At 66.5% G+C, this 25,328-nt stretch carries 19 protein-coding genes and 3 tRNA genes; 11 read left to right on the top strand and 11 right to left on the bottom strand.

Annotated features, from left to right (window positions below; all coding sequences use genetic code 11):
- Position 1 precedes the first annotated feature (1 nt).
- From CTP10_RS06455 to CTP10_RS06465, 3 genes are all read right to left on the bottom strand, one after another.
- On the bottom strand, positions 2 to 892 hold the full coding sequence (locus CTP10_RS06455; RefSeq protein WP_116321022.1) for an ABC transporter permease: 891 nt from the start codon (positions 890 to 892) through the stop codon (positions 2 to 4).
- 16 nt (positions 893 to 908) lie between these two features.
- The gene (locus CTP10_RS06460) at positions 909 to 1,859 is read right to left on the bottom strand and encodes an ABC transporter permease (protein ID WP_116321021.1); all 951 of its coding nucleotides are present in this window, start codon (positions 1,857 to 1,859) and stop codon (positions 909 to 911) included.
- Positions 1,860 to 1,945: 86 nt separating this feature from the next.
- Positions 1,946 to 3,568, bottom strand: coding sequence for an ABC transporter substrate-binding protein (locus CTP10_RS06465; RefSeq protein ID WP_199414632.1), 1,623 nt, complete (start codon positions 3,566 to 3,568; stop codon positions 1,946 to 1,948).
- 216 nt (positions 3,569 to 3,784) lie between these two features.
- On the opposite strand from CTP10_RS06465, the gene CTP10_RS06470 reads away from it, so the two are divergent.
- Positions 3,785 to 5,032: a Zn-dependent hydrolase gene (locus tag CTP10_RS06470; RefSeq protein ID WP_116321019.1), complete on the top strand. Its 1,248-nt coding sequence runs from the start codon at positions 3,785 to 3,787 to the stop codon at positions 5,030 to 5,032.
- A gap of 50 nt (positions 5,033 to 5,082) precedes the next feature.
- Here the strand turns inward: CTP10_RS06470 and CTP10_RS06475 are convergent, their stop codons facing one another.
- The 3 genes from CTP10_RS06475 to CTP10_RS06485 form a co-directional block, all read right to left on the bottom strand.
- Positions 5,083 to 5,442 carry a hypothetical protein gene (locus tag CTP10_RS06475; RefSeq protein ID WP_116321018.1) on the bottom strand — a complete coding sequence of 120 codons (360 nt, stop codon included), beginning with the start codon at positions 5,440 to 5,442 and terminating at the stop codon, positions 5,083 to 5,085.
- A gap of 160 nt (positions 5,443 to 5,602) precedes the next feature.
- Entirely contained in the window at positions 5,603 to 6,409 is an 807-nt protein-coding gene (locus CTP10_RS06480) for an IclR family transcriptional regulator (RefSeq protein ID WP_116321017.1), read from the bottom strand.
- Between the two features lie 237 nt (positions 6,410 to 6,646).
- Positions 6,647 to 6,733 (bottom strand) — tRNA-Leu (locus CTP10_RS06485).
- Positions 6,734 to 6,994: 261 nt separating this feature from the next.
- On the opposite strand from CTP10_RS06485, the gene CTP10_RS06490 reads away from it, so the two are divergent.
- Positions 6,995 to 7,366: a VanZ family protein gene (locus CTP10_RS06490; protein ID WP_116321016.1), complete on the top strand. Its 372-nt coding sequence runs from the start codon at positions 6,995 to 6,997 to the stop codon at positions 7,364 to 7,366.
- A 41-nt stretch (positions 7,367 to 7,407) separates the two neighbouring features.
- Here the strand turns inward: CTP10_RS06490 and CTP10_RS06495 are convergent, their stop codons facing one another.
- Positions 7,408 to 8,265 carry a 23S rRNA (adenine(2030)-N(6))-methyltransferase RlmJ gene (locus tag CTP10_RS06495; RefSeq protein WP_116321015.1) on the bottom strand — a complete coding sequence of 286 codons (858 nt, stop codon included), beginning with the start codon at positions 8,263 to 8,265 and terminating at the stop codon, positions 7,408 to 7,410.
- Between the two features lie 142 nt (positions 8,266 to 8,407).
- Here CTP10_RS06495 and mnmC point away from each other — a divergent pair, with 142 nt between their 5' ends.
- From mnmC to CTP10_RS06535, 8 genes are all read left to right on the top strand, one after another.
- A complete protein-coding gene (mnmC, locus tag CTP10_RS06500) occupies positions 8,408 to 10,381 on the top strand; it encodes a bifunctional tRNA (5-methylaminomethyl-2-thiouridine)(34)-methyltransferase MnmD/FAD-dependent 5-carboxymethylaminomethyl-2-thiouridine(34) oxidoreductase MnmC (protein ID WP_116321014.1) in 1,974 nt (657 codons plus the stop codon).
- 211 nt (positions 10,382 to 10,592) lie between these two features.
- Positions 10,593 to 11,948: a trigger factor gene (gene tig, locus CTP10_RS06505; RefSeq protein ID WP_116321013.1), complete on the top strand. Its 1,356-nt coding sequence runs from the start codon at positions 10,593 to 10,595 to the stop codon at positions 11,946 to 11,948.
- A 112-nt stretch (positions 11,949 to 12,060) separates the two neighbouring features.
- Positions 12,061 to 12,711: an ATP-dependent Clp endopeptidase proteolytic subunit ClpP gene (gene clpP / locus CTP10_RS06510; protein ID WP_029049269.1), complete on the top strand. Its 651-nt coding sequence runs from the start codon at positions 12,061 to 12,063 to the stop codon at positions 12,709 to 12,711.
- Positions 12,712 to 12,957: 246 nt separating this feature from the next.
- Positions 12,958 to 14,235, top strand: a complete 1,278-nt coding sequence (gene clpX, locus CTP10_RS06515) for an ATP-dependent Clp protease ATP-binding subunit ClpX (RefSeq protein WP_116321012.1) — start codon at positions 12,958 to 12,960, stop codon at positions 14,233 to 14,235.
- Between the two features lie 255 nt (positions 14,236 to 14,490).
- A complete protein-coding gene (lon, locus tag CTP10_RS06520; RefSeq protein ID WP_116321011.1) occupies positions 14,491 to 16,902 on the top strand; it encodes an endopeptidase La in 2,412 nt (803 codons plus the stop codon).
- Positions 16,903 to 17,085: 183 nt separating this feature from the next.
- Positions 17,086 to 17,161, top strand: a tRNA-Val gene (locus tag CTP10_RS06525).
- Positions 17,162 to 17,211: 50 nt separating this feature from the next.
- A tRNA-Asp gene (locus CTP10_RS06530) sits at positions 17,212 to 17,288 on the top strand.
- Positions 17,289 to 17,575: 287 nt separating this feature from the next.
- On the top strand, positions 17,576 to 19,510 hold the full coding sequence (locus tag CTP10_RS06535) for a SurA N-terminal domain-containing protein (RefSeq protein WP_116321010.1): 1,935 nt from the start codon (positions 17,576 to 17,578) through the stop codon (positions 19,508 to 19,510).
- Positions 19,511 to 19,602: 92 nt separating this feature from the next.
- Here the strand turns inward: CTP10_RS06535 and CTP10_RS06540 are convergent, their stop codons facing one another.
- On the bottom strand, positions 19,603 to 20,292 hold the full coding sequence (locus tag CTP10_RS06540; RefSeq protein ID WP_199414629.1) for an arylesterase: 690 nt from the start codon (positions 20,290 to 20,292) through the stop codon (positions 19,603 to 19,605).
- On the opposite strand from CTP10_RS06540, the gene CTP10_RS06545 reads away from it, so the two are divergent.
- Positions 20,279 to 20,977 carry an ABC transporter ATP-binding protein gene (locus CTP10_RS06545; protein ID WP_116321009.1) on the top strand — a complete coding sequence of 233 codons (699 nt, stop codon included), beginning with the start codon at positions 20,279 to 20,281 and terminating at the stop codon, positions 20,975 to 20,977. The two genes, CTP10_RS06540 and CTP10_RS06545, sit on opposite strands and share 14 nt — an antisense overlap.
- Before the next feature lie 4 nt (positions 20,978 to 20,981).
- On the opposite strand, the gene pgi is transcribed toward CTP10_RS06545, so the two are convergent.
- From pgi to CTP10_RS06560, 3 genes are all read right to left on the bottom strand, one after another.
- Positions 20,982 to 22,625: a glucose-6-phosphate isomerase gene (gene pgi, locus CTP10_RS06550; RefSeq protein WP_116321008.1), complete on the bottom strand. Its 1,644-nt coding sequence runs from the start codon at positions 22,623 to 22,625 to the stop codon at positions 20,982 to 20,984.
- Positions 22,626 to 22,758: 133 nt separating this feature from the next.
- Complete coding sequence (locus CTP10_RS06555) at positions 22,759 to 23,721, bottom strand: DMT family transporter (RefSeq protein ID WP_116321007.1); 963 nt, start codon at positions 23,719 to 23,721, stop codon at positions 22,759 to 22,761.
- Positions 23,718 to 25,325, bottom strand: a complete 1,608-nt coding sequence (locus tag CTP10_RS06560; protein WP_116321006.1) for an NAD(P)H-hydrate dehydratase — start codon at positions 25,323 to 25,325, stop codon at positions 23,718 to 23,720. The genes CTP10_RS06555 and CTP10_RS06560 overlap by 4 nt, the downstream gene beginning before the upstream one ends.
- Positions 25,326 to 25,328 lie beyond the last annotated feature (3 nt).

Raw genomic sequence — 25,328 nt, forward strand, 5'->3', positions numbered from 1 at the left:
TTCAGTCCTTGATTTCCATGGCCGAGCGGATCCCGTCGGCCAGCAGGTTGAACGAGACCGAGGTCAGGAAGATCATGGCACCGCGCAGCGCGGCCACCCACGGCTGGGTGTAGATCGCGGTGCGCAGCGTGTTGAGCATCAGGCCCCACTCGGGTTCGGGCGGCTTCACGCCCAGCCCGAGGAAGGACAGCCCCGAGGCCAGGATCATCGATACCGAGATCAGGCTGGTGGCATAGACGAAGATCGGCCCCAGCACGTTGTTGAGCACGTGGGCGCGCACGATCGTCAGCGACGAGGCGCCCGAGGCACGCGCCGCATCGACGAACTCGCGGTTGCGCACCTGCGTGGTCACGCTTTCCGCTACGCGCACGATCTGCGGTATGAAGACGATGGTCAGCGAAAGCAGCGCGTTGCCCACGCCGGCGCCCAGCGTGCCGGACAGCGCGATCGCCAGCAGCACCGACGGGAAGGCATAGAGGATGTCGGTGACGCGCATGATCACGGTGTTGGTCCAGCCGCCGGCATAGCCGGCGACGATGCCAAGCGTGCTGCCGATGACAAAGGCCAGCAGCACTGGCGCGATGCCCATGAACAGCGACAGCCTTGCGCCCAGCATCAGGCGCGACAGCATGTCGCGGCCCAGCTCGTCGGTGCCGAGGGGGAAGTGCTCGGTGCCGATCGGCTTCAGGCGCTTGAGGATGGACGAGGCATACGGGTCGGCCGGCATCAGCATCGGCGCGAACAGCGCCATCAGCACCAGCGCCAGCAGCACCAGCGCGGCCAGCATTGCGAGCTTGTTGCGCAGCAGGCGGCGGCCCACCGTCGCCCAGTAGCCGGGCGAGCGCTGCACCGCCGGCGCGGCTTGCGAGCGGTTGTCTAGCGTCATTTGCATGGCGGTCTCCCTGGCGCTAGCTGCGCTGGATGCGCGGGTCGAACAGCGTCTGCAGCGTGTCGACCAGCAGGTTGAGCAGCACGAAGAACACCGCCAGCACGAGGATCGTGCCTTGCAGCAGCGGGAAGTCGCGCTGGAAGATGGCGGAATTGAGCAGGAAGCCGGTGCCGGGCCACGAGAACACCGTCTCGATCAGGATCGAGCCACCAAGCAGGTAGCCCAGCTGCAGGCCCATCACCGACAGCGCGGTCGGCGCGACGTTCTTCAGCACATGGCGGAACACGGCCAGGTCCGACAGCCCGCGTGCCCGCAGGCCGACGATGAACTCGTTGGACAGGATCTCCGCCACCAGCGCGCGCACGGTGCGCGCGACGATGCCCATCGGAATCACCGACATGGTCACCGCGGGCAGCAGCATGTACTGCATGTGCTCCCAGTCCCACGCCCAGTCGCCCGAGCCGCCCGGTCCAGCGCCGGTAGCCGGCAGCCAGCCGAGCAGCACCGAGAACGCGATCACCAGCACCATGCCTAGCCAGTAGTGCGGGATGCTGACGCCCAGCACCGACAGCAGCGATGCGGTGCGGTCGGCAATCGAATCGCGCAGGTAGCCCGCGACGAAGCCGAACAGGCAGCCGAAGCTGAAGCCGATCAGCGTGGCGATGGTCGCCAGCCGCAGCGAATTGACCACGGCGTTGCCGACTTCGGCCATCACCGGGCGGCTGGTGGCGATGGACGTCCCCAGGTCGCCGTGCAGGGCGCGCCAGAGCCAGTGGACGAATTGCTCCAGGAAGGGCTTGTCGAAGCCGTAGAGCGCGGTGAGCTGGCGGCGCAGTTCTTCGGAGGCGTCGGGCGGCAGCACCGACACCAGCGGGTCGCCCGGTGCGATGTGAACCAGCGAGAAGCACAGCAGCGCCACCCCAAGCAGGATCGGGACGGCATAGAGGATGCGGCGGAACAGGTATTGCATGGCTGGCGGTATCCAGGTGAGGCGGGCTGCGGGGAACCACCGCCGTTCCCGCGCAGGCGGGAACGACGGTGTAGACGGCAGGCGGATCAATCCATCGACATCGTCGCGATGTCGATAAACCAGCTCTGCGGCTGCACCACGCCCTTGACCTTCTTCGAGATCGCGCGCGGGCCGACGTCATGCGCAATCAGCACGAACGGCGACTCCTCGACGATGCGCGCATGCAGCCTGGACAGCGCCGCGTCGCGCGCTTTCTCGTCGAACGAAGTGCGCGCTTCCTCGATCAGCTTGTCGAACTCGGCATTGCCGAAGTAGCCCCAGTTGTTGGAAACCGGTGGCTGGGTCTTGGTGCTGACGAAGCGCACCATCGCGAAGAACGGGTCCATTGCCGCGAAGCTGACGTTGATCGCATTGGCGCCGTGCGCGCTGGCGTCCTTGGCGCCGACGCGCCAGTTGGTGAAGAGCGTGTTCCACTCGACCACGTCGAAGTCGACGTCGATGAAGCACTCCTTCAGGTTCTGCTGCACGTACTCGTTCATTGGCAGCGGCTGCATCTGGCCGGAGCCCGAGGCCGACACCTGCACCTTCACCTTGACCGGCCTTGCGGCCGAGTAGCCGGCCTCCTGCATCAGCTTCTTCGCGGCGGCCGGGTCGTACTTGATGTCGAATTTCGGATTGCCCCACCACGGATTGCCGGCCTCGACGATGCCCTTGGCCTCGGCCATGTAGCCGCCCAGCAGCGTCTTCAGCCCGCCGCGGTTGACGCACAGGTTGGCCGCCTGGCGCACGCGCTTGTCCAGCCACGGCGAGCCGGGCGCAAACGACAGTTGCCATGGCCACATATGCGGCTGCGTGTTGGCATAGACCTGGAAGCCGCGGCTCTTGATCTGCGCGACGGCGTCAGGCGCGGGTGCCTCGATCCAGTCGACCTGCCCCGACAGCAGCGCGGCGGTGCGGGCGTTGGCCTCGGGCATCGGCACCATCACCACCTTGTCGATCTTCGGCACGCGCTTTGCGTCCCAGTATTGCTCATTGCGCACCACTTCCAGGCGCTCGCGCGGGACGAAACGGCTCATCTTGAACGGGCCGGTGCCGGCGGCGTCGGCGGCAAAGGCCACCCACGCCTGCTTGGAGCGCTCCACCGGCTCGGTGACCGAGGCCGGCACCGCGGCGAATTTCTTCTCCCACTGCGTGGGCGAAGCCATGAACAGGTTGGTCAGGTTGTAGGGCAGGAAAGAGTCCGGCTCGGACGTGACCAGCTCCACCGTGAGGTCGTCGACCTTCTTCGCGGAGCGCAGCGTCGGCATGCGCGACGCGGTCACGCCGACCTGGCTCGGGTCGAACTGCTTCGCGGTCTTGTCCAGGACCTTGCCGACGTTCCACACCACGGCATCGGCGTTGAACGGAGTGCCGTCGTGGAACTTGACGCCGGGGCGCAGCTTGAACACCCATTTGGTCTTGTCCCTGGCATCGACCTTCCATTCGGTGGCCAGGCCCGGGATCAGCAGGCTGGGGCCGTTGCCCTTGGACAGGTCCCACTGCGTCAGTCCGTCGTACATGGGGATGCCGGAGAAGCGGTTGCCTTCGAAGCCCTGGTCGGGCTGGCCGAGCGTGCGCGGGATGTCGGCCGCGGTCATGCCGATGCGCAGCACCTTGTCGGCATGCGCGGCCCCGGGCAGTGCGAGCAGCGTCAGCGCGGCGGCGCTCATCAGGGAAGCGGCGGACTTGAGGCCTTTCGCGAGAGGGGAGGGACGGTGGTGCACAGGCTTGCTCCTGGTTTGGCGTGAGGTCATGTGTGAAGGGACGCAGGTCGGCAAAGCAAGTCATGTGCCACTTTGGCGGTGGCGGTAGCTGCCGCTGCAGCGGCTGCATGCGGTGGTCTGCTTCTTGCTGAACCGATGTCATTCCCTCACCAACCAGCAGACATGGAACCGACACACCTTCCCCGCATCAATGGCGCCCGCCTGTGGCAATCGCTGATGGACCTCGCAGCGATCGGCGCGACGGCCAAGGGCGGCGTATGCCGCATCGCGCTGACCGAGGCCGACCGAAAAGGGCGAGATCTGGTGGTGCAGTGGTGCCGCGAGGCCGGGCTCGACGTGCGTGTCGACGAGATCGGCAACGTGTTCGCGCGGCGTGCCGGCACCGATCCCGCTGCGCGCGCCGTGGCCACCGGCAGCCATATCGACACGCAGCCCTCGGGCGGCAAGTTCGATGGCAACTTCGGCGTGCTGGCCGGCCTTGAGGTCATGCGCACGCTCGATGACCTCGGCGTCGCCACGCGCGCGCCGCTGGAGGTCGCGTTCTGGACCAACGAGGAAGGCACGCGCTTTACGCCGGTGATGATGGGCTCGGGGGTGTTCGCCGGCGAGTTCGACGCCGGCTTTGCGCGCGCGCAGAACGACCTCGACGGTGTCAGCGTGGGCGATGCGCTGCAGGCCATCGGCTACCTCGGCGCGCATCCCGCGGGCGAGGTGCCGGGTGGCATGTTCGCGGCGTACTTCGAAGCGCATATCGAGCAGGGGCCGGTGCTGGAGGCGGCCGGGATACCGATAGGCGTGGTCACGGGCGCGCTCGGGCAGCAGTGGTACGACGTGACCGTGACCGGCATGGACGCGCACGCTGGCCCCACGCCGCTGGCGCTGCGCCACGACGCCATGCTGGCCGCCGCGCGCATGGTCGATGCGGTCAACCAGATCGCGCGCGACGAGGCGCCGCACGGGCGCGGCACGGTCGGCTACCTGCAGGTCACGCCGAATTCGCGCAACGTGATCCCGGGCCGGGTCGATTTTTCAGTGGATTTCCGCAACCTGTCGCAGGCCGGGCTCGATCGCATGGATGCGGCCATGCATGCCGCCTTCGAAGGCATCGCCGCGGCCGCCGGTGTCGAGGTCGGGATCCGCCAGGTGGTCAAGTTCGCGCCGTGCGAGTTCGCGCCCGCGTGCGTCGACAGCGCGCGGCGCGCGGCGGCCATGCTCGGGCTGCCGCACATGGACGTGGTCAGCGGCGCCGGCCACGACGCGGTCTACGTCGCACGGCGCGCGCCCACCGGCATGATCTTCGTGCCTTGCAAGGACGGCATCAGCCATAACGAGCTGGAGGACGCGCTGCCCGAGCATATCGAGGCGGGCGCCAACGTGCTGCTGCAAGCCATGCTGGCGCAAGCGCGCTAGCGCCAGCCAGCGCGCGGCCATTGCAGGCGCGGGCCGGACGGCCTGCGCGCCTAGTTGCAGATCGTGCCGGGAACCGGCTTGCCGGAGTTGGTCAGGCCCTGGCAAGCGTCGCCGTTGGCCAGGCTGGTGTCGGAGGCCGAGGCCGGCGACAGCTTGAGCTTGCCTGCCACCGTGCAGCAGCCGCGCGGCGGCGGAGGCATCGGTGTGCGCTTGATCGGCGGAGCCAGGGCCGGGGCCGGTCCCGGTCCGCCGGCTTCAGCCGTTTCTTCGGCATCGGGGAACACGCACTGCCCTTGCTGGCAGATCCGCTCCCCTTTGCACTGCATGTCGTACTGGCATCCGGCAGCCTGGGCGAGCGATGACCAGCCAGCGGCCATCGACGCTGCCAACAGCAAGGCAGAAACTTTCATATGCCCTCCGAAGGGCTGAGATGAAGACTGGAGTGGCCGGGGAACTGTGCAACACCGCTCCAACACCTTCAGCATAGATCGCGTGGAGGGGCTGTGAAAGCCATTGGCACTCAGGTGTTCTACCACCTCCCGCGAAGCCAGCTCGTTTCGGCGCCCGCGGTCAGTGGGCGATCGAGCGGGAGATCGCCCACGCGCATTCCTGCACCAGCGGCGCCAATCTTTTCCTGGCATCGGCCATGGTCCAGCGGCTCGCCGGCGGCGACACGTGGACGGCGCCGACCGCCTGGCCCTGGCTGTTGACGATCGGCGCGGCCAGGCCCATGTCGCCGAGAAAAAGTTCCTCCTCATTGGAGGCGTAGCCCACAGTGCGGCATTCCTCGACGCGGGCCAGGATCGCCGCCACGTCGGTCAGCGTCGCCGGCGTTCGCGCGACGCGCTCGGACTGCTCCAGCATCTCCCGCACCTGCGCGTCGGGCAGCGTACTCAGGTAGGCGCGGCCGGAACTGGTGCAATACATCGGGATGCGCATGCCCACCGGCGTCAGTACCGGCATGTGCTTGGCGGTCATCAACTGCGCCACGTAGACCATGTCGAGCCCGACCGGCTCGGTCAGGTTGGCGGTCTCGCCGCTGGCGGCGGCGAGCTGCGACAGGTAAGGACTGGCCACCGGGATCAGCGCATCGGCGGCAAGGTAGTTGTAGCCGATCTCCATGACCCGCGGCGTCAGGCGGAAGCGGCGGGTCTGCGGATGCTTGTCGACGTAGCCGAGCGCCTCCAGCGTATGGACCGTGCGCTGGGCCGAACTCTTGGTCATGCCGGTCAGCGTGGCCAGCTCGGGCAACGTCAGCGTGCGGTGGACGCCGTTGAAGGCGCGCAGGACTTCGAGGCCTTTCTCGAGCGACTGGTTGAAGAGCGGGTTGTCGCGGTCGGGGGAGGGCGCTGCTGGGTGGCCGGGCTTGGTCGCCATGGGTCGGTCAGTTTTGTGGGGCTGGCTGCGGGGGCGGGGCGGCACGGGGGCACCAGCGACGGGCCCGCTGCACCACGATGGCAGGATATTGCACCAATATACGGGCATATCGAATAACGATATGCCGGCCATGATAGCGCTGAAGTTTCACGTGCGGAAGCTCCATGGCTATGCGATCTGCCGCGGCGTTATCGGTTCGACTGGGGATGTGGTGAGACCGCCACGGGAAGAGGCGGATGGTGCGAGGGAGGGGACTCGAACCCCTACACCATTGCTGGCGTCAGGACCTAAACCTGGTGCGTCTACCAATTTCGCCACCCTCGCGGTCCTTGCGGCGCAGCCCGGACGGGCGGCCGCGATGCTCGTTGGCTGTGCGGGACACGAAAGCAAAAAAGGCGGCTGGAACTGCCCGCCTTTCATCGGTCCGCTGCTGCCGGCGCCTGCCGTGGCAGCTTATGCGCCTGCAGCGCAACGAGGCTGCGGATTGTAGCGCAAGGCGCCGGGGGAATCCAGCCCTGCCGGCCGTCGATATATATTGTCGGCATTGCCAACGCGTGCCGCCTGGGGCGGCGCGCTCCCCGTCCCATGCTTCCTGGTCTGACTTCCTCTTTGAAGGCGCCGCCGTGGCGTCTGCTGTTCTGGGCCTGTGCCTGCGCCGTGCTGGCCCTGTCGCTGATGCCGCCATCCCAGCCGTTGCCAAGCACAGGCTGGGACAAGGGCAACCACCTGCTGGCCTTCGTTGTGCTGGCGCTGCTGGGGCGGCGCGCCTATGGCGGCCACTGGCTAGCCTTGCTGGTGGTGCTGGTTGCTTATGGCGGCGTGATCGAGTTGCTGCAGGGCATGACCGCCTACCGCGAAGCCGACTGGCTCGACCTGGTGGCGGACACCTGCGGGGTGCTGGCAGGCCTGGCGCTGGACTGGCTGTGGCGCAACCGCGGCCGGCGCTTGCCGCGCTGATTTGCTCTAGCGGGCGCTAACTGGCGCGGCGGCGCCTCGCGCTACCGCTCTTCGGCTTCCAGCGTGAACTTCGCGCCGTCGTCCTGGCCGAGCAGGCCGACCAGCAGCGGCATCGCCTCCTGCAGCATTTCCTTCAGCCGCCACGGCGGGTTGACGATAAACATGCCGCTGCCGTGCAACCCCAGCCCGCCTTCGGCCGGGTGCCTGACCGTCAGCGTCACGTGCAGCCAGCTCTTGAGCGGCAGGGCCTTCAGCTGCACCGGCAGCTGCAGCGATTCGCGCCGTTGCACCTGCGGATACCAGACCGCGTAGACGCCGGTGGCAAAGCGCTCCAGGCCATCGCGCACGGTCTGCACGGTGCGGGCGTAGTCCTGCTTGTCTTCGTAGGACGGGTCCACCAGCACCAGCGCGCGCCGCGGCGGCGGCGGCAGGATCGCCTTGATGCCGCCGAAGCCGTCGCCGTCGTACAGCATCACGCGGCGGCCGGCGCCGCGGAAGTTGTCGCGCAGCACCTGGACTTCGGTGCTGTGCAGTTCGAACAGGCGCAGCCGGTCGTGCTCGCGCAGCATCTGCCAGGCCAGCCATGGCGAACCAGGATAGTGGCGCAGGTTGCCGTCCTGGTTCAGCGCCCGGACCTGGTCCAGGTACTCGTCCAGCAGCGGCGGCAGCGCGGTGCCGCTGGCGGCGGCCTGCCACAGGGGCGCAATGCCGGTCTCGAACTCGGCCTTCTTCTGCGCCCATTCGTGCTCGAGCGCATAGAGCCCGGCGCCGGCGTGGGTGTCGATATACCAGAACGCCTTGTCCTTCTGCGCAAGGTGCTCGAGCAACTGCACGACGACGGCATGTTTGAGGACATCGGCATGGTTGCCGGCATGGAAGGCGTGACGATAGCTGAGCATGGCGAAGCGGGGCGCCGCTGAGGCGCAAGATCGGGAGCAGGGCGGCGTGGCCACTGCGGGGAAGGCCGCTATGCTACCATCCGCGGCGAGTCGCCCCCTCCCATGTCCGGCACGTCCGCCCGGGCCCTAGTATCCGTATCCCATGCCGCGCGCACTCGAGCCCGCCGAGCCCATCCTGTCTGCCGAAGGCACCCCGTACTCACCCCGCTACGACGACGTCTACCACAGCACCGAAGGCGGGCTGGCGCAGGCCGCCCACGTCTTCCTCGGCGGCAACGGCCTGCCGCAGGCGTGGGCCGGGCAGCGCCAGTTCGTCATCGTCGAGACCGGCTTCGGCCAGGGGCTGAATTTCCTGGCAACCTGGCAGGCGTGGCGCGACGATCCCCAGCGCTGCGGCACGCTGCATTTCGTCTCGATCGAGAAGCATCCCTTCACGCGCGAGGGCCTGGCCCGGTTGCACGCCGGCCTGGACGGCCTGGAGCCCCTGGCGCAGGCGCTGCAGGCGCAATGGCCCGATGCCTTGCCTGGCCTGCACCGGCTGGCATTCGACGGCGGGCAAGTGGTGCTGACGCTGGCGCTGGGTGACGCCGAGCAATTGCTGCCGAAGCTGGCGGTGGGTGCCGATGCCTTCTACCTCGACGGCTTTTCGCCGGCGCGCAATGCGGACATGTGGTCGCCGCCGGTGTTCCGGGGGCTGGCGCGGCTGGCCCGGCCGGGCGCGACGCTGGCTACCTACACCGCCGCGGGGTTCGTACGGCGAGGGCTGAAGGAGGTCGGGTTCGAAGTCAGCAAGGCGCCGGGCTTCGGCGGCAAGCGCGACATGACGGTCGCGCGCTTCCGGCCGCTGTGGAAGTTGCGCCGCCATGCGCCGCCGCCGGCGGCGCAGTGGCCCGATCGGCATGCCATCGTGATCGGTGCCGGTCTGGCCGGTTGCGCCGTGACCGAGCGCCTGGCCGCGCGCGGCTGGCGCATTACGCTGTTCGATGGCCACGACGGCCCCGCGCGGCAGACCTCGGCGCACCGCGCGGCGGCCATGCATGCCCATTTGTCCGCCGACGACAGCCTGCTGTCGCGCCTTTCGCGCGCCGGCAACCTGTACGCACTGCGCGCCTGGGGCGCGTTGTGCGAGGCCGGGCATCCGGTCAACTGGCACGGCTGCGGCGTGCTGCAGATCGGCGAGGACGAGGCCGAAGGCGAGGCCCAGCGCACCGCGCTGGTGGCCATGGGATTGCCGGAATCGTTCGTGCGCTGGATGAGCGCGGAGGAGGCAGCGTCTGCCCACCGTGCCGGCGTGCCGCGGGGAGGGCTGTGGTTTCCCGCCGGCGGCTGGGTGGCGCCGCCCGACATCTGCATGGCGCAGCTGGCCCGTGCCGGCGACGCGGTCACCGCGCGCTTCGGTTGCCGCGTGGCAAGCATCGCGCGCGAAGATGACCAGTGGCACGCGCTGGACGCTGACGGCGCCGTACTGGCGTCGGCGCCGGTGCTGGTGCTGGCCAATGCGCACGAGGCGCAGCAACTGCTGCCGCAACAGCACTGGACCATGCGGCGCGTGCGCGGCCAGCTCACCACGCTGCCGGCAGCGCAGGCCGATGCGATCGGCCGCTGGCCGGACTGCGTGGTAACGGGCGCCGGCTACCTGCTGCCGCGTGCCGCGGACGGCACAGGCCGTGTCGGGTCCAGCTACGACCCTGACGAAGGGCCACTGGCCGAGCGTCCGGAAGTGCATGCGGCAAACCTTGCACGCCTGGCTGGTCTGCTGCCGCGGCAGTCTGGCGCGGTGGCCGGTATCGATCCCGCCACGCTGACGGGCTATGTCGGCGTGCGCACGGTTACGCACAACCGGCTGCCGCTGATCGGGCAGGTCGCCGACGAGGCGGCCGCGCGTGCACACGCGAATGCGTTGCGCGGCGCGCACCTGCGCGACCTGCCACGTGTCCCAGGCCTGTACGCAGCCCTTGCCTATGGGTCGCGCGGCCTCACCTGGGCAGCACTGGGGGCCGAGCTGCTGGCCAGCCAGATCGAAGGCGAGCCATTGCCGCTCGAGGTCGACCTGGCCGATGCCATCGATCCGGCACGCCTGCTGCTGCGCGCGCTGCGCCACGGCCAGGTGGGCTAGCGGCGAAGGTGCCGGAAAGCAGTTCCTGGCCCGCTTCAGGGTAAAAACTGCCGGAACCGAACCGAAACCGTGCGATAATCCTCGTTTTCCGTTTGCGCGGAGCCCTCCGTGCGCCGTCGCGCCGCGTCGGCCCCAGGCAGTGCTGCAAATGGCGCAGCGCAAGCGGTAGCGCCAACGAACACAACTACATTTCTGGATTGGATCTACGACCATGTCGAACGTGATTGAGAACCTCGGCAAGCTGGACCGCAAGGTGACCCTGGCCATCCCCAAGGCCGAAGTGGAGAAGGAAAAGCAGGAGCGCCTGGTTCGCCTGTCGAAGACCGTGAAGATGTCGGGCTTCCGTCCGGGCAAGGTGCCGATGAAGATGGTCGAGAAGCAATACGGCCAGCAAGTCGAGTTCGAAGTGCGCTTCGACAAGGCCGCGCGCAAGTTCTTCGACCTCACCAAGGAGCAGGACGTCAAGGTTGCCGGCCAGCCCAAGTTCGAGATCAAGACTGAAGGCGTGGACGCTGACCAGGTCGCGTTCGATGCCACCTTCGAGGTGTACCCGGAAGTGAAGATCGGCGACCTGGCGGCTGCCGAAGTCACCCGTACCGGCACCGAGATCACCGACGCCGAAGTCGACAAGACCGTCGACATCCTGCGCAAGCAGCGCGTGCATTACCACACCCGCGGCGAAGCCGGCGAGCACGGCGACGGCGGTGCCGACGTCGCGGCCCAGAATGGCGACCGCGTGACGCTGGACTTCGTCGGCAAGATCGACGGTGAAGAGTTCGCCGGCGGCAAGGCCGAGGACTTCCCGTTCGTGCTGGGCGAAGGCCGCATGCTGCCCGAGTTCGAGCAAGCCGCGCTGGGCCTGAAGGTCGGCGAGAGCAAGACCTTCCCGCTGGCATTCCCGGAGGACTACCACGGCAAGGAAGTGGCCGGCAAGACTGCCGAGTTCACCGTGACGCTGAAGAAGATCGAGTGGGCCCACCTGCCGGAAGTCAACGAAGCCTTCGCCAAGTCGCTGGGCATCGCCGACGGCAGCGTTGAGAAAATGCGCGCCGACATCCGCGAGAACCTGGAGCGCGAAGTCAAGCGCCGCACGCATTCCATGCTGAAGGACCAGGTCATGGAAGCCCTGCTGAAGGCGAGCGAGCTGGAAGTGCCCAAGGCCCTGATCGAGCAGGACCAGGAACGCCTGGTCGAGATGGCCCGCCGCGACCTGGAACAGCGTGGCATGCCTAACGCCAAGGACATGCCGATCCCGGCCGAAATGTTCACGCAGCAGGCTGAGCGCCGCGTCAAGCTGGGCCTGATCCTGGCCGAGATCGTCAAGGCCAATGGCCTGGAAGCCAAGGCCGACCAGATCAAGGCTGAGATCGAAGATTTCGCCAAGAGCTACGAAGACCCGAAGGAAGTGATGCGCTGGTACTACGGCGACCAGCAGCGCCTTGCCGAAATGGAAGCCTACGTGCTCGAAAACAACGTGGTAAATTTCGTGTGCGACAAGGCCAAGGTCACCGACAAGAAGGTGTCCTTCGAGGAACTCACCGCCGAAGGCAACCAGCAGCAAGCCTGAGGTCGGGGATAACCCGCAAGCCCGCTTTCTTCGGCGCCAAGGCGCGGGGGAGCGGGCCGGTGTCCCGAGTGACTGATTGCCTTGCGATCCGATGAATCCATGGAGAACCTGCATGACCCGCAATGATTTGCTTGACCGTCTCGCCACCACGCAGGCTTCGGCACTGGAAACCCAGGGCCTGGGGCTGGTGCCGATGGTCGTCGAGCAGTCCGGCCGGGGCGAGCGCGCCTATGACATCTATTCGCGCCTGCTGAAGGAGCGTGTGGTGTTTATGGTGGGCGAGGTCAACGACCAGACCGCCAACCTGGTGGTGGCGCAGCTGCTGTTCCTGGAGAGCGAAAACCCCGACAAGGACGTGTCGCTCTATATCAACTCGCCGGGCGGTTCCGTGTCGGCGGGGCTGGCGATCTACGACACCATGCAGTTCATCAAGCCCGACGTGTCCACGCTCTGCATGGGCATGGCGGCAAGCATGGGTGCCTTCCTGCTGGCGGCTGGTGCGAAAGGCAAGCGGTTCGCGCTGCCGAACTCGCGCATCATGATCCACCAGCCGCTGGGCGGCGCGCGCGGCCAGGCCTCGGATATCGAGATCCAGGCGCGCGAGATCCTGTACCTGCGCGAGCGGCTGAACAGCATCCTGTCGGAAGTGACCGGCCAGCCGGTCGAGAAGATTGCGCGCGATACCGATCGCGACAACTTCATGAGCGGCGACCAGGCAGTGGACTACGGCCTGGTGGACAAGGTCATTGCCCGCCGCGGCTGATGCCACTGGCCGCCGTTGTGGTAGCCGGGCAACCCGCATTGCGCGGGACGTCCCGGCGCGGCAGCGTTGCACCAAATGGCGAAGGCTACACCGGAACGAGGCCTTGTGCCTCGTTTTTTGCTTTTGCCCCACAGCCGGGGGAGAGCGCCGGTGAGGCCAATTGTTTTGGCGTATGATGCGTTTAAAGCGTATCGCCGGGGAGCCTTTCGCCCCGCGGTGTGCGCAATGCAAAAGTGACTGATTCCTATGGCGGACAAAAAAGGTTCATCCAGCGAAAAGCTTCTTTACTGCTCCTTTTGCGGCAAGAGCCAGCATGAGGTCAAGAAGCTGATCGCGGGCCCCTCGGTGTTCATTTGCGACGAATGCATCGACCTGTGCAACGAGATCATTCGTGACGAAGCCACCGCAACCGAGAAAGACGCCGCCGCGGCCGCGCGCTCGGACCTGCCCACGCCCCACGAAATCCGCGAAAGCCTGGACCAGTATGTGATCGGCCAGGAACAGGCCAAGAAGATCCTGGCTGTGGCGGTGTACAACCACTACAAGCGCCTGAAGCACCTCGGCAAGAAGGACGATGTCGAGCTGTCCAAGAGCAACATCCTGCTGATCGGGCCGACCGGCTCCGGCAAGACGCTGCTCGCGCAGACGCTGGCGCGCCTGCTCAACGTGCCGTTCGTGATCGCTGACGCGACCACGCTGACCGAAGCCGGCTACGTGGGCGAGGACGTCGAGAACATCATCCAGAAGCTGCTGCAGAACTGCAACTATGAAGTCGAAAAGGCGCAGCGCGGCATCGTCTACATCGATGAGATCGACAAGATTTCGCGCAAGTCCGACAACCCGTCGATTACGCGCGACGTCTCGGGCGAGGGCGTGCAGCAGGCGCTGCTCAAGCTGATCGAGGGCACCATGGCCTCGGTGCCGCCGCAGGGCGGCCGCAAGCACCCGAACCAGGATTTCCTGCAGGTGGACACGACCAACATCCTGTTCATTTGCGGCGGTGCCTTCGACGGCCTGGAAAAGGTCATCATGCAGCGTTCGGACAAGACCGGCATTGGCTTTGCCGCGCAGGTCAAGAGCAAGGAAGAGCGCGAAGTCAGCGAAGTCCTGCCGCAGACCGAGCCGGAAGACCTGATCAAGTTCGGCCTGATCCCGGAACTGATCGGCCGCCTGCCGGTGGTCGCCACGCTGTCCAAGCTGGACGAGGCCGCGCTGATGCAGATCCTGGTCGAGCCCAAGAACGCGCTGGTAAAGCAATACCAGAAGCTGCTGGCGATGGAAGGCGTCGAGCTGGAAATCCGCCCCGGCGCGCTCACCGCCATTGCGCGCAAGGCAATCCGCCGCAAGACCGGTGCCCGTGGCCTGCGTTCGATTCTGGAGCAATCGCTGATGGACGTCATGTATGACCTGCCGAATTACAAGGGCGTGCAAAAGGTGGTGATCGATGAAAATACGATCACCGGCGACGCGCCGCCGCTGCTGATGTACGAAGAGCAGCAGCCGAAAGTGGCAGGCTCCAACTGACGCGAGGGCTGCCATCGGTGGTAAGTGGTTGGAACCACACCGGCAGCCAGGCGAGAAAGCCGTTCGCGTAGAAGCGAGCGGCTTTTTTTGTTTATTTCCACCGACGAGAAGGAGGAAACGCGGGTATGCTGTTTCAGAGGGGCCTGCAAGTGCAGGAAGCGGCATCTTCCTGTCTTGGTGAATCGATTGGCACGTATCTTGTAATCGACTCAGGCGGCCCAACTTACGCCTTAAATGACTGACTTGGGGAAAATGATGTCCGGAACACAACTCCTCCCGGCCGAGCCGATTCGCCTCCCACTGTTGCCGCTGCGCGACGTGGTGGTGTTTCCGCACATGGTGATCCCGCTGTTCGTGGGACGCCCGAAGTCCATCAAGGCGCTTGAGACTGCGATGGAGGCGGGCAAGAGCATCATGCTCGTAGCCCAGAAGACGGCGGCCAAGGACGAGCCGACCGCCGACGACCTGTACGAGGTCGGCTGCATCGCCAATATCCTGCAAATGCTGAAGCTGCCCGACGGTACCGTGAAGGTGCTGGTCGAGGGTACCCAGCGTGCCAATATCCGCGAGGTGAGCGAGGACGATTCGCACTTCATGTGCGAAGCCGTGCCCGTGCCGCCCGCACCTGGCGAAAGCGCCGAGACCGAGGCCCTGCGCCGCGCGATCGTGTCGCAGTTCGACCAGTACGTAAAGCTCAACAAGAAGATCCCGCCGGAGATCCTGACCTCGCTGTCGGGCATCGACGAGGCAGGCCGCCTGGCCGACACCATCGCCGCGCACCTGCCGATCAAGCTCGAGCAGAAGCAGAAGATCCTGGAGATGGTCAATGTGACCGAGCGCCTGGAAAGCCTGCTGTCGCAGCTCGAGGGCGAGATCGACATCCTGCAGGTTGAAAAGCGCATCCGTGGCCGCGTCAAGCGCCAGATGGAGAAGAGCCAGCGCGAGTACTACCTGAACGAGCAGGTCAAGGCCATCCAGAAGGAACTGGGCGAGGGCGAAGAAGGCGCCGACCTGGAAGAGCTCGACAAGCGCATCAAGGCGGCGCGCATGCCGAAGGAAGCCAAGAAGAAGGCCGACGCCGAATTCAAGAAGCTCAAGCTGATGTCGCCGATGTCGGCCGAAGCCACTGTCGTGCGCAACTACATCGACACGCTGGTGAACCTGCCGTGGCGCAAGAAGAGCAAGGTCAACAACGACCTGGCCAACGCCGAGCGCGTGCTGGATGAAGACCACTACGGCCTGGAGAAGGTCAAGGAACGCATTCTCGAGTACCTCGCGGTGCAACAGCGCGTGGACAAGGTGAAGGCGCCGATCCTGTGCCTGGTCGGGCCTCCCGGCGTGGGCAAGACCTCGCTCGGCCAGTCAGTGGCGCGCGCGACGAACCGCAAGTTCGTGCGCATGGCACTCGGTGGCGTGCGTGACGAGGCCGAGATCCGCGGCCACCGCCGTACCTACATCGGTTCGATGCCGGGCAAGATCCTGCAGAGCCTGTCCAAGGTCGGCGTGCGCAATCCGCTCTTCCTGCTCGATGAAATCGACAAGATGGGCATGGATTTCCGCGGCGATCCGTCGTCGGCGCTGCTCGAGGTGCTGGACCCGGAACAGAACCACACGTTCCAGGACCACTATATCGAGGTGGACTTTGACCTGTCCGACGTGATGTTCGTGGCGACGTCGAACTCGCTGAACATCCCGCCGCCGCTGCTCGACCGTATGGAAGTGATCCGCCTGTCGGGTTACACCGAGGACGAGAAGGTCAATATCGCCCAGCGCTACCTGCTGCCCAAGCAGATCAAGAACAATGGTCTGAAGGCAGGCGAGATCGAGGTCGCAGAAGATGCGATCCGCGACATCATCCGCTACTACACGCGTGAAGCAGGCGTTCGTTCGCTGGAACGCGAGGTGTCCAAGATCGCCCGCAAGGTGGTCAAGCTGCTGCTGCTGAAGAAGGAGTCGGGCACGATCAAGGTCGATTCCGAGAACCTGGATAAATTCCTGGGCGTGCGCAAGTACGACTTCGGCCTGGCCGGCAAGGAAAACCAGGTTGGCCAGGTGACCGGGCTGGCGTGGACCGAGGTGGGTGGCGACCTGCTGACCATCGAAGCCGCGATCATGCCGGGCAAGGGCAACATCACCCGCACCGGTTCGCTGGGCGATGTGATGAAGGAGTCGGTCGAGGCCGCGCGTTCGGTGGTGCGTTCGCGGGCACGTCGCCTGGGTATCACGGATGAGATGTTCGAGAAGCGCGACATCCACATCCACGTGCCCGAAGGCGCCACGCCCAAGGACGGCCCTTCGGCAGGCGGTGCCATGACCACGGCGCTGGTGTCGGTGCTGACCGGCATCCCGGTGCGCGCGGATGTCGCCATGACCGGCGAGATCACGCTGCGCGGCGAGGTGCTGCCGATTGGCGGCCTGAAGGAGAAGCTGCTGGCGGCCCACCGTGGCGGCATCAAGCTGGTGCTGATCCCGGAGGAAAACGTCAAGGATCTGGCCGAGATCCCCGACAACGTGAAGAACGCCATCGAGATCGTGCCGGTCCGCTGGATCGACAAGGTGCTGGAACTGGCGCTCGAGCGCAAGCCCGAGCCGTTGCCGGAAGACGATGCCAAGCCCGCTGACGTGGCGGACAAGGCTGCGGCCAAGGTGGAGCGCTTGCACCACTGATCCGGGCAGAGTGAAATGAACGCCGCGGGGCAGCGATGCCCGGCGGCGTTTTTTTATGCGCACGGCCTTGGCAAACTGAAATCCCCTGTATTACACTTGCGCCCTCGCAACGCAAACCACGGCAACTGCCGCGAGGTGCGAAGCGAAAGCAACCTGCAGGCAGCCTGCCTGCGATGGTCGAGCGGGTGCTTAGCTCAGTTGGTAGAGCGGCGCCCTTACAAGGCGTAGGTCGGGGGTTCGAGCCCCTCAGCACCCACCACGCTCCCCATCGCAAGCGCGGCAAACATGCGGCAGGAAGCAACCGACAAAGGAGTGGTAGTTCAGTCGGTTAGAATACCGGCCTGTCACGCCGGGGGTCGCGGGTTCGAGTCCCGTCCACTCCGCCAGTTTTATGAAACGCCCGCTTTAGCGGGCGTTTTTCATTTTGCGGAGTGGAGGAAGCCGCCTGCGCGGCTTCCGGCGGGAATCGAAGGGCTGCGCTTGCAAGCGCAGCCGCGGCCCGCGGGATGTGGGCGAGTCCCGTCCACTCCGCCAGTTTTATGAAACGCCCGCTTTGGCGGGCGTTTTTCATTTCTGCCGCAAGTTTCCCGCCCTGCACAAAAGGGCTGCCCCCACCGGCTCCTGCTAGAATCGCGGAGTTTGTCTTTCGTGCCAATCCACTACCCGAATCCGCATGCTTGATTTCGTACGCAACAACCGGCGCCTGATGCTCTTGCTGCTGCTGGTGCTTGTTTTCCCGTCGTTCGTGTTTTTCGGCGTGGAGAGCTACTCGCGCTTCATGGACAGCTCGCACGATGCGGCCAAGGTCGATGGCCGGGCCATCAGCGTTCAGGAAGTCGACAACGTCGTCCGTGACCAGAGCGAGCGTGCGCGCCAGATCCTCGGTGCCAATTACGATCCGCGCCAGTTCGAGGGCCCGGATGCCCGCAAGGCGGTACTGGACCAGCTGATCCTGCAGCGCGTGATGGCCAATACCGTGGCGCGCGAGCACCTGACCGTGTCGGATGCCAAGCTGCTCGAGGAAATCAGCAGCCTGCCGGCGATCGCCCAGCTGCCGCGCACGAAAGACGGCAAGATCGACGACAAGGCGTACCTGCAGCTGCTGCAGTCGCAGGGCATGACGCCCGAGCAGTTCGACGCACGCATGCGCTTCGAACTGGCAACGCAGCAACTGGGCGCTTCGGTGGCCGCGACGGCGTTCATGCCCAAGTCGCTGCTCGACCGCCTGATCGCCGTGCGTGACCAGCAGCGCGATGTGCAGGCGCTGGTGTTCAAGCCGGCCAGCTACACCGCCAAGGTGCAGCCCGATGCCGCCGCGCTGAAGGCCTACTATGACAGCCACCAGTCGGCCTTCTCGGTGCCGGAGCAGGCCAAGGTCGAGTACCTGGTGTTGTCGGGCGAGGCGCTTGCCGCCGCGCAGCCGGTCACGCCGGAAGAGTTGAAGTCCTACTACGAAAGCAATATCGCGCGCTTCCGTACCGATGAGCAGCGCCGCGCCAGCCATATCCTGATCGCCGCGCCGAAGGATGCGCCGGCTGCCGAACGCCAGGCTGGCAAGGACAAGGCCACCAGGCTGCTGGACGAGCTGCGCAAGCATCCCGGTACCTTTGCCGACGTGGCAAAGAAGCAGTCACAGGATCCGGGCTCGGCGGAGAAGGGCGGCGACCTCGGCTTCATGGGCCGCGGCGCGCTGGTCAAGCCGTTCGAGGACGCCATGTACGCGCTCAAGGATGGCCAGATCAGCGACGTGGTCGAGACCGACTACGGCTACCACATCATCAAGCTGACCGGCATCAAGGCGTCGGAAACCAAGCCGCTGGAAGCCGTGCGTACCGAACTGGAAGCCGAGCTGCGCAAGCAGTTCGCCGACAAGAAGTTCGCCGAGCAGGCCGACGCCTTCGGCAACACGGTGTACGAACAGGCTGACAGCCTGAAGCCGGCCGCCGACAAGTACAAGCTGACGATCCAGACCGCCGAGAACGTGACCCGCCAGCCGAATCCGGCCCTGGGCGCGCAGAACCCGCTCAACAACGAGAAACTGCTGAAGGCACTGTTCAGCGAAGAGTCGATCCAGAAGAAGCGCAATACCGAAGCCGTCCAGGTCGCGCCGAACACGCTGGTGGCTGCCCGTATCGTCGACTATCGCCCGGCCACCGTGCGCAAGTTCGAGGAAGTGGAAGCCAAGGTGCGTGAGGGCTATGTCGCCCAGCAGGCTGCGGAGCTGGCCCGCAAGGCTGGCGAGGCACGCGTCGAGGCGCTGAAGAAGGCCGACAGCGCCGATGGCTTCGGTGCGGTGCAGACCGTGTCGCGCGCCAAGATCGAGGGCGTGCCGCCGAAGGCGGTCGAGGCAGTGATGCGGGCCGATGCCACCAAGCTGCCCGCGGTGGTCGGTGTCGACCTGGGTGCCGACGGCTATGCCGTCTATCGCGTCACCAAGGTCAGCCAGCCGTCGCAAGCCAACCCGGCGCAGCGCCAGGCCGAAGCGCAGCAGCTGTCGCAGCTCGCTGGCCAGGCTGACCTGCAGGCCTTCTATGAAAGCCTGAAGGCGCGCTCCAAGGTCAAGCTGGTGACGCCGGCGGGCGGCACGCAGTCGCAGGGCGCCGAGTAAGACTGTCACGCATCACGCGCACGCCGCAAGCAAAAAAACCCCTGCCATGGTGGCAGGGGTTTTTTGTTTTCGGAAGCTTCGTCGTCAGGCGTTTACTTTGCCGCGGTGCGCTTGAGCATCGGCTTGAGCTGCGGCCATACGGTGTCCAGCAGCGCGGATTGCGCCTCGGCGGTGGGGTGGATGCGGTCCGGCTGGAACCAATCCTGCCTGGCCATCACCTTGTCGAGGAAGAACGGCACCAACCGCACCTTGTATTCGCCGGCCAGTCTTGGATACAGCGAAAAGAACTTTTCGGTGTAGTCCTGGCCATAGTTGGGCGGGATGCGCATGCCGACCAGCAGCACCCCGGCGCCGGCCTTCTGCGCGCTGCTGACGATCTGGCGCAGATTGGCCTCGGTGGTCTGCAGCGGCAGGCCGCGCAGGGCGTCGTTGGCACCCAGTTCCACCACCACGATGGCCGGCTGGTGCCGCGACAACAGATCCGGCAAGCGGGTCTTGCCGCCGATGGTGGTCTCGCCGCTGATGCTGGCATTGACGACGTTATAATCGAAACGCTCTTGCTTGAGCCGGTCTTGCAGCAGCGTGACCCAGCCGGTGCCGCGCGTGATGCCGTATTCGGCGGACAGGCTGTCGCCCAGTACCAGCAGCGCAGGCGCTGCGGCCTGTGCTGGCTGCATCCCGCCGAACATCGTCAGCGCCATCGTGGCTGCAAGCATCAGCCTGCGCCTTTTGCCCCGGATCACTCGGATCACTCGGATCACTTTATCCATGTCCTCTTCCATTCTTGCCGTCGAGTCTCTTGGAAAGACCGTAGCCGACACGACAGGTTCGCTGACGATTTTGCACGACGTGTCCTTTTCCGTCACGCCGGGCGAAACGCTGGCCATCGTGGGCGCGTCCGGCTCGGGGAAGTCTACGCTGCTGGGGCTGCTGGCCGGGCTGGACCTGCCCAGCGCGGGCACGGTGCGCCTGCACGGCCAGGACCTGTATGCACTGGACGAGGACCAGCGCGCAGCGCTGCGGGGTCGGCATGTTGGCTTTGTGTTCCAGTCATTCCAGCTGGTGGGGCACCTGACAGCGCTTGAAAACGTGATGCTGCCGCTGGAACTGCGCGGCGAAACGTCGCAGGTACGCGAGCGCGCGGTGGACATGCTGCAGCGCGTCGGCCTCGGCGCGCGGCTGAACCACTACCCGCGCACGCTGTCGGGTGGCGAGCAGCAGCGCGTGGCGCTGGCACGCGCGTTCGTCGCGAGTCCCGACATCCTGTTTGCCGACGAGCCGACCGGCAGCCTCGATACGGCCACCGGCGAAGCAGTGATCGCGCTGATGTTCGCGCTCAACCGCGACGCAGGCTCGACGCTGGTGCTGGTGACGCATGACCGCTCGGTGGCGGCACGCTGCGGGCGCATCCTGACCATCGACGCCGGGCGCGTGGCCAGCGACGAATGGATGGGCGCCGAGGTCTGATGCCTTAGCTGGCAGCGCCCGCTTTCAGGACTGCGCGGGCGCGCTCGATCAGCGCCGCGGTCGAGGCGTCGTGCTGGCCAGTGCCGGCGCCGGTGAGCTCGGCTTCGATCGGCCGGGCCAGGATCTTGCCCAGCTCCACACCCCACTGGTCGAACGAATTGATCTTCCACACCACGCCCTGCACGAAAGTGCGGTGCTCATAGAGCGCGATCAGCGCGCCCAGCACGTGCGGCGTCAGGTCCTCCATCAGCAAGGTATTGCTGGGGCGGTTGCCGTCGAACACCATATGCGCGATGCGCACTTCGTCGGTCAGGCCGGCGGCGCGCAGTTCGTCGGCGCTGCGGCCGCGCATCAGTGCCTCGGCCTGCGCAAAGCAGTTGGCGAGCAGCTTGGCGTGATGGCCCGGCAGCCGGCGCGGCGGCACCAGCGGCGCGACAAAATCCACCGGTACCACCTGAGAGCCCTGGTGGATCTGCTGGAAGTAGGCATGCTGCCCGTTGGTGCCGGCCGTGCCCCATACCACCGGCGAGGTATGGGTGCGCACGCGCTGGCCGTCGAGCTGTACCGACTTGCCGTTGCTCTCCATCTCCAGCTGCTGCAGGAATGCGGGGAACAGTTCTAGCGACGTGGAGTAGGGCGCCATGCAGCTGGTCGGCAGGTGCCAGAAATTGCGGTACCAGATGCCCAGCATGCCGAGGATCACTGGCATGTTGCGTTCCAGCGGCGCTGTGCGGAAGTGTTCGTCCATGGCGTGGCCGCCGGCGAGCAGGTCGGCAAAGGCGTTGAAGCCTACCGCCAGCGTGATCGACAGGCCGACTGACGACCACAGCGAGAAGCGTCCGCCGATCCAGTCCCAGAACTCGAACATGTTGGCGGGATCGATGCCGAACTCGCGCACGGCGTCGGTATTGGTCGAGACCGCGACGAAATGCTTGGCCAGGTCACTCTCGGCTACCCCGTTGGCGATAAACCAGGCACGCGCGCTGCGCGCATTGGCCATGGTTTCCAGCGTAGTGAAGGTCTTCGAGCAGACGATCACCAGCGTGCGCTGTGGATCGAGGCGCACCAGCGTCTCGGCGAGGTCGGTGCCGTCGACATTGGAGACGAAGTGCATGCGCGGACCGGACTGGCCGTCGGCGTCGGACAGGTGCGACAGCGCGCGGCAGACCATGCGCGGCCCCAGGTCGGAGCCGCCGATGCCGATATTGATGACGTCGGTGATGCGTTCGCCCGTGGCACCTTTCCAAACGCCGCTGCGTACGCGTTCGGAGAAGTCGCGCATGCGCACCAGCACCTGCTGGATTGCCGGCATGACGCGCTCGCCGTCGACCTTGTAGCCATCACCGGCCGTGGCGCGCAGCGCAACATGCAGAGCCGCGCGATCCTCGGTGGTGTTGATATGCTCGCCGGCGAACATGGCGTCTCGGCGGCGCGGCACGCCAGACTCGGCCGCCAGTTGCACCAGCAGCCGCATGGTCTCGGGCGTGATGCGGTTCTTCGAATAGTCGAGATAGAGGCCGGCGGCTTCCAGCGAGAACTGCGAGACGCGTTGCGCGCCCTCGGCATCGAACCACTCGCGCATCTGTGCATCGCGAATCGTGTCATGGTGCCGAAGCAGGGCGTTCCAGGCGTGAAGGTCAGTGGGCATGCAGGACTAGTCAGGTTGCAGGGGGCGAGCCGCGTCGCAGACGGAAAGTATAGCGTCAGCGATGTGGCTTTCCGGGCAGGCTGCCACGGCATATCGTTACCACTTGAAACATAGCAGGCACCGTGCCTGCCAGCTATCGGACGTTGTCCGACGGGCGCGTCGCGCGCAGACGCGCCGCCACCGCGCGTAATGCCGGCTCGCCGCCGGCGACGCACAGTCCACCCAGGCAGATGACGCCGATACCGGCCGCCGTGGTCCAGTCAGGCAATTGCCCGAAAGCCAGATAGCCGATCGCCGTGGCCGAGAGGATCTGCAGGTACAGGAAAGGGCTCAGGAACGAGGCATCTGCATGCTGGAAGGCACGGATGACGAAATAGTGGCCCAGCGCCCCCGTGATGCCCGCCGACAGCAGCAGCGCACATTGCATCGGCGTAGGCCAGGCAGGGAACCAGAAGAAGGGCACGATCAGCGTGGTCAGGCACGCGCCGGTCACGCCGCTCTGGATCAGCGTGGTCATGGGCGTGTCGTGCGCGGCAATGCGGCGTGTCAGCATCTGCAGCAGTGCGAACACCAGCGCCGACACCAGTCCCAGCCCGACGCCGAGGGGACTTAGCTGTCCGCCTGGCCGCACCACCACCAGCATGCCGGCAAAGCCGACGATCACGCCGGTCCAGCGCATCCAGCGCGCGTGCCGCCCGGGGCGCTCGCCCAGCAGCCACGGCGACAGTGCTACCACGAACAGCGGTGCGCAGAAATTCAGCGCCGTGGCCTGCGCCAGCGGCATCAGCATCAGCACGCTGAAGAACACCAGCGTCGACACCAGCATCAGGCCGCCGCGCAGCCACTGCAGGCCGGGCTTTGCCGGACGCCAGTGGCGCCGCCAGCCGGACGGCCCCAGCAGCAGGAAGATCGCGGCCACATGGCCGACATAGCGCACCCACGCCACCGCGACCAGCGGCAGGCCCTGCTGCGTCAGCGTCTTGCTGGTGGCGTCGAGCAGGCTCAGCACCCATTGGCCGATCACCAGCAGGGCGATGCCGGCCAGCAGCTGGCGGCGGTCGGATGGGTCACGCAGCAAGGCCGCGCCAGCCGTCATGCGGCGCTTTCCGCGAGCAAGCGGTTGAACACGGCGCGGGCGGGCAGATACAGTTCGCTGGCGGACACGCCTGCCGGTCCGGTGCCTTGCGCGACGAGGTCGTCCGCCGCCTGGCCGTGGATCCATACCGCCGCCTGCGCTGCCGCCAGCGGTGGCATGCCTTGCGCCAGCAGTGCGCCGATCATGCCGGCCAGTACGTCTCCGGTGCCGGCGCTGGCCAGCGCCGCGTTGCCTGTCGGGTTCAGCGTGCCGGGACCGCCGTCCGGTGCCGCGATGACCGATCCCGAGCCCTTGAGCACGACCACTGACTGCCATTGCGTAGCCAGCGCGGTGGCCGCCGCGATGCGGTCGCGCTGCACGTCTGCCACCGAGGTGCCCATCAGGCGCGCCGCTTCAAGCGGATGCGGCGTCATCACGCAGGGCGCCCGGGCGGCCGCCAGCGCGCCGGCGAGGGCAGGATCGGACGCGAGCAGGTTGAGCGCATCGGCGTCCAGCACCGTCGGCACCGGGGCCGCGGCGAGGCCCTGCAGCAGCCGCGCGAAGTGCCGCTGCGCCGTGGCATCAGTGCCAAGGCCCGGCCCGATTACCAGTGCCGACATCGCGCCGGGCGCCAGGCCGTCCAGCGCATGCAGCATCAGTTCCGGATGCATGGGGTCGAGCAGCGGCGCCGGCTGCGCGAGAAAGCCGATATGGACCTTGCCCGTGCCCAGGAACTGCGCAGCCCGGGCACCAAGCAGGGGCGCGCCGGTCATGCCATGGTTGCCGCCAATCACCGCCAGCGAGCCATGCGTGCCCTTGTTGCTGGCATGGCTGCGGCGGGGCAGTGCCGCGCCGAACAATGCAGGGCCGTTGACCCGTGCGCCTGGCGGTTCCGGCGGCGGATATTCGAGGCCGATCGGCGCGATGTCGACGGCGCCGGCGCAGTCGCGGCCATCCAGCGTCAGCAGGCCGGGCTTGGCGGCAATGAAGGTCAGCGTGCGACGGGCGCGGACCGCCGGCGCGCCCGCGCCGGTGTCGGCGAACAGCCCGCTGGGAATGTCGAGGGCGTAGACCGGCAGCCCGCTGCGGTTGATCTGTTCGATCCACCAGGCCATGCCGCCGCTGGCGGCGCGGTTCAGGCCGATGCCGAGCAGGCCGTCGACGATGGCGGCGGTTTGCGGCGGCCAGTCCGGTGCGGGATCCGCCGTCGATGCCGGCATCGCCCCAACTTCCCGTATCGGCACGCCTGCCACCTGCGCCTGCTGCCATGCGATCGCCGCGTCGGCCGGCAGCCGGGTCGGATCCGCAGTGATCCATACCTGTACCGTGTGGCCCGCGCCGTGCAGCAGGGTTGCCGCCACCAACGCGTCGCCACCGTTGTTGCCCGGGCCCGCCAGGAACAACAGCGGACCGGCCGGCGCATGCCGCGCCAGCCAGCCAGCGGCGGCGTCGCCGGCCCGCGACATCAGCGTGAACGAAGGCAGTCGTACAAACGCGGCGTTCTCGATGCGGCGGATGGTGGCGACGTCGTACAGCGGAACAGGCAACGGCGAGGCGGCGTCGAGCGCGAACCAGTCGTTGTCCTGGTCTGGCGGCGCGGCGGTGGATGCGGCAGGGTGGCTCATGGG

The sequence above is a fragment of the Cupriavidus sp. P-10 genome (genome assembly GCF_003402535.2).
In the GTDB taxonomy this organism is placed as follows: Bacteria; Pseudomonadota; Gammaproteobacteria; order Burkholderiales; family Burkholderiaceae; genus Cupriavidus.

What these genes read in the sequence shown, in the direction of transcription:
- CTP10_RS06455 (WP_116321022.1), bottom strand. Translation starts at nt 892, where the DNA reads ATGCAAATGACGCTAGACAACCGCTCGCAAGCCGCGCCGGCGGTGCAG.
- CTP10_RS06460 (WP_116321021.1), bottom strand. Translation starts at nt 1,859, where the DNA reads ATGCAATACCTGTTCCGCCGCATCCTCTATGCCGTCCCGATCCTGCTT.
- CTP10_RS06465 (WP_199414632.1), bottom strand. Translation starts at nt 3,568, where the DNA reads ATGAGCGCCGCCGCGCTGACGCTGCTCGCACTGCCCGGGGCCGCGCAT.
- CTP10_RS06470 (WP_116321019.1), top strand. Translation starts at nt 3,785, where the DNA reads ATGGAACCGACACACCTTCCCCGCATCAATGGCGCCCGCCTGTGGCAA.
- CTP10_RS06475 (WP_116321018.1), bottom strand. Translation starts at nt 5,442, where the DNA reads ATGAAAGTTTCTGCCTTGCTGTTGGCAGCGTCGATGGCCGCTGGCTGG.
- CTP10_RS06480 (WP_116321017.1), bottom strand. Translation starts at nt 6,409, where the DNA reads ATGGCGACCAAGCCCGGCCACCCAGCAGCGCCCTCCCCCGACCGCGAC.
- CTP10_RS06490 (WP_116321016.1), top strand. Translation starts at nt 6,995, where the DNA reads ATGCTTCCTGGTCTGACTTCCTCTTTGAAGGCGCCGCCGTGGCGTCTG.
- CTP10_RS06495 (WP_116321015.1), bottom strand. Translation starts at nt 8,265, where the DNA reads ATGCTCAGCTATCGTCACGCCTTCCATGCCGGCAACCATGCCGATGTC.
- mnmC (WP_116321014.1), top strand. Translation starts at nt 8,408, where the DNA reads ATGCCGCGCGCACTCGAGCCCGCCGAGCCCATCCTGTCTGCCGAAGGC.
- tig (WP_116321013.1), top strand. Translation starts at nt 10,593, where the DNA reads ATGTCGAACGTGATTGAGAACCTCGGCAAGCTGGACCGCAAGGTGACC.
- clpP (WP_029049269.1), top strand. Translation starts at nt 12,061, where the DNA reads ATGACCCGCAATGATTTGCTTGACCGTCTCGCCACCACGCAGGCTTCG.
- clpX (WP_116321012.1), top strand. Translation starts at nt 12,958, where the DNA reads ATGGCGGACAAAAAAGGTTCATCCAGCGAAAAGCTTCTTTACTGCTCC.
- lon (WP_116321011.1), top strand. Translation starts at nt 14,491, where the DNA reads ATGTCCGGAACACAACTCCTCCCGGCCGAGCCGATTCGCCTCCCACTG.
- CTP10_RS06535 (WP_116321010.1), top strand. Translation starts at nt 17,576, where the DNA reads ATGCTTGATTTCGTACGCAACAACCGGCGCCTGATGCTCTTGCTGCTG.
- CTP10_RS06545 (WP_116321009.1), top strand. Translation starts at nt 20,279, where the DNA reads ATGTCCTCTTCCATTCTTGCCGTCGAGTCTCTTGGAAAGACCGTAGCC.
- CTP10_RS06540 (WP_199414629.1), bottom strand. Translation starts at nt 20,292, where the DNA reads ATGGAAGAGGACATGGATAAAGTGATCCGAGTGATCCGAGTGATCCGG.
- pgi (WP_116321008.1), bottom strand. Translation starts at nt 22,625, where the DNA reads ATGCCCACTGACCTTCACGCCTGGAACGCCCTGCTTCGGCACCATGAC.
- CTP10_RS06555 (WP_116321007.1), bottom strand. Translation starts at nt 23,721, where the DNA reads ATGACGGCTGGCGCGGCCTTGCTGCGTGACCCATCCGACCGCCGCCAG.
- CTP10_RS06560 (WP_116321006.1), bottom strand. Translation starts at nt 25,325, where the DNA reads ATGAGCCACCCTGCCGCATCCACCGCCGCGCCGCCAGACCAGGACAAC.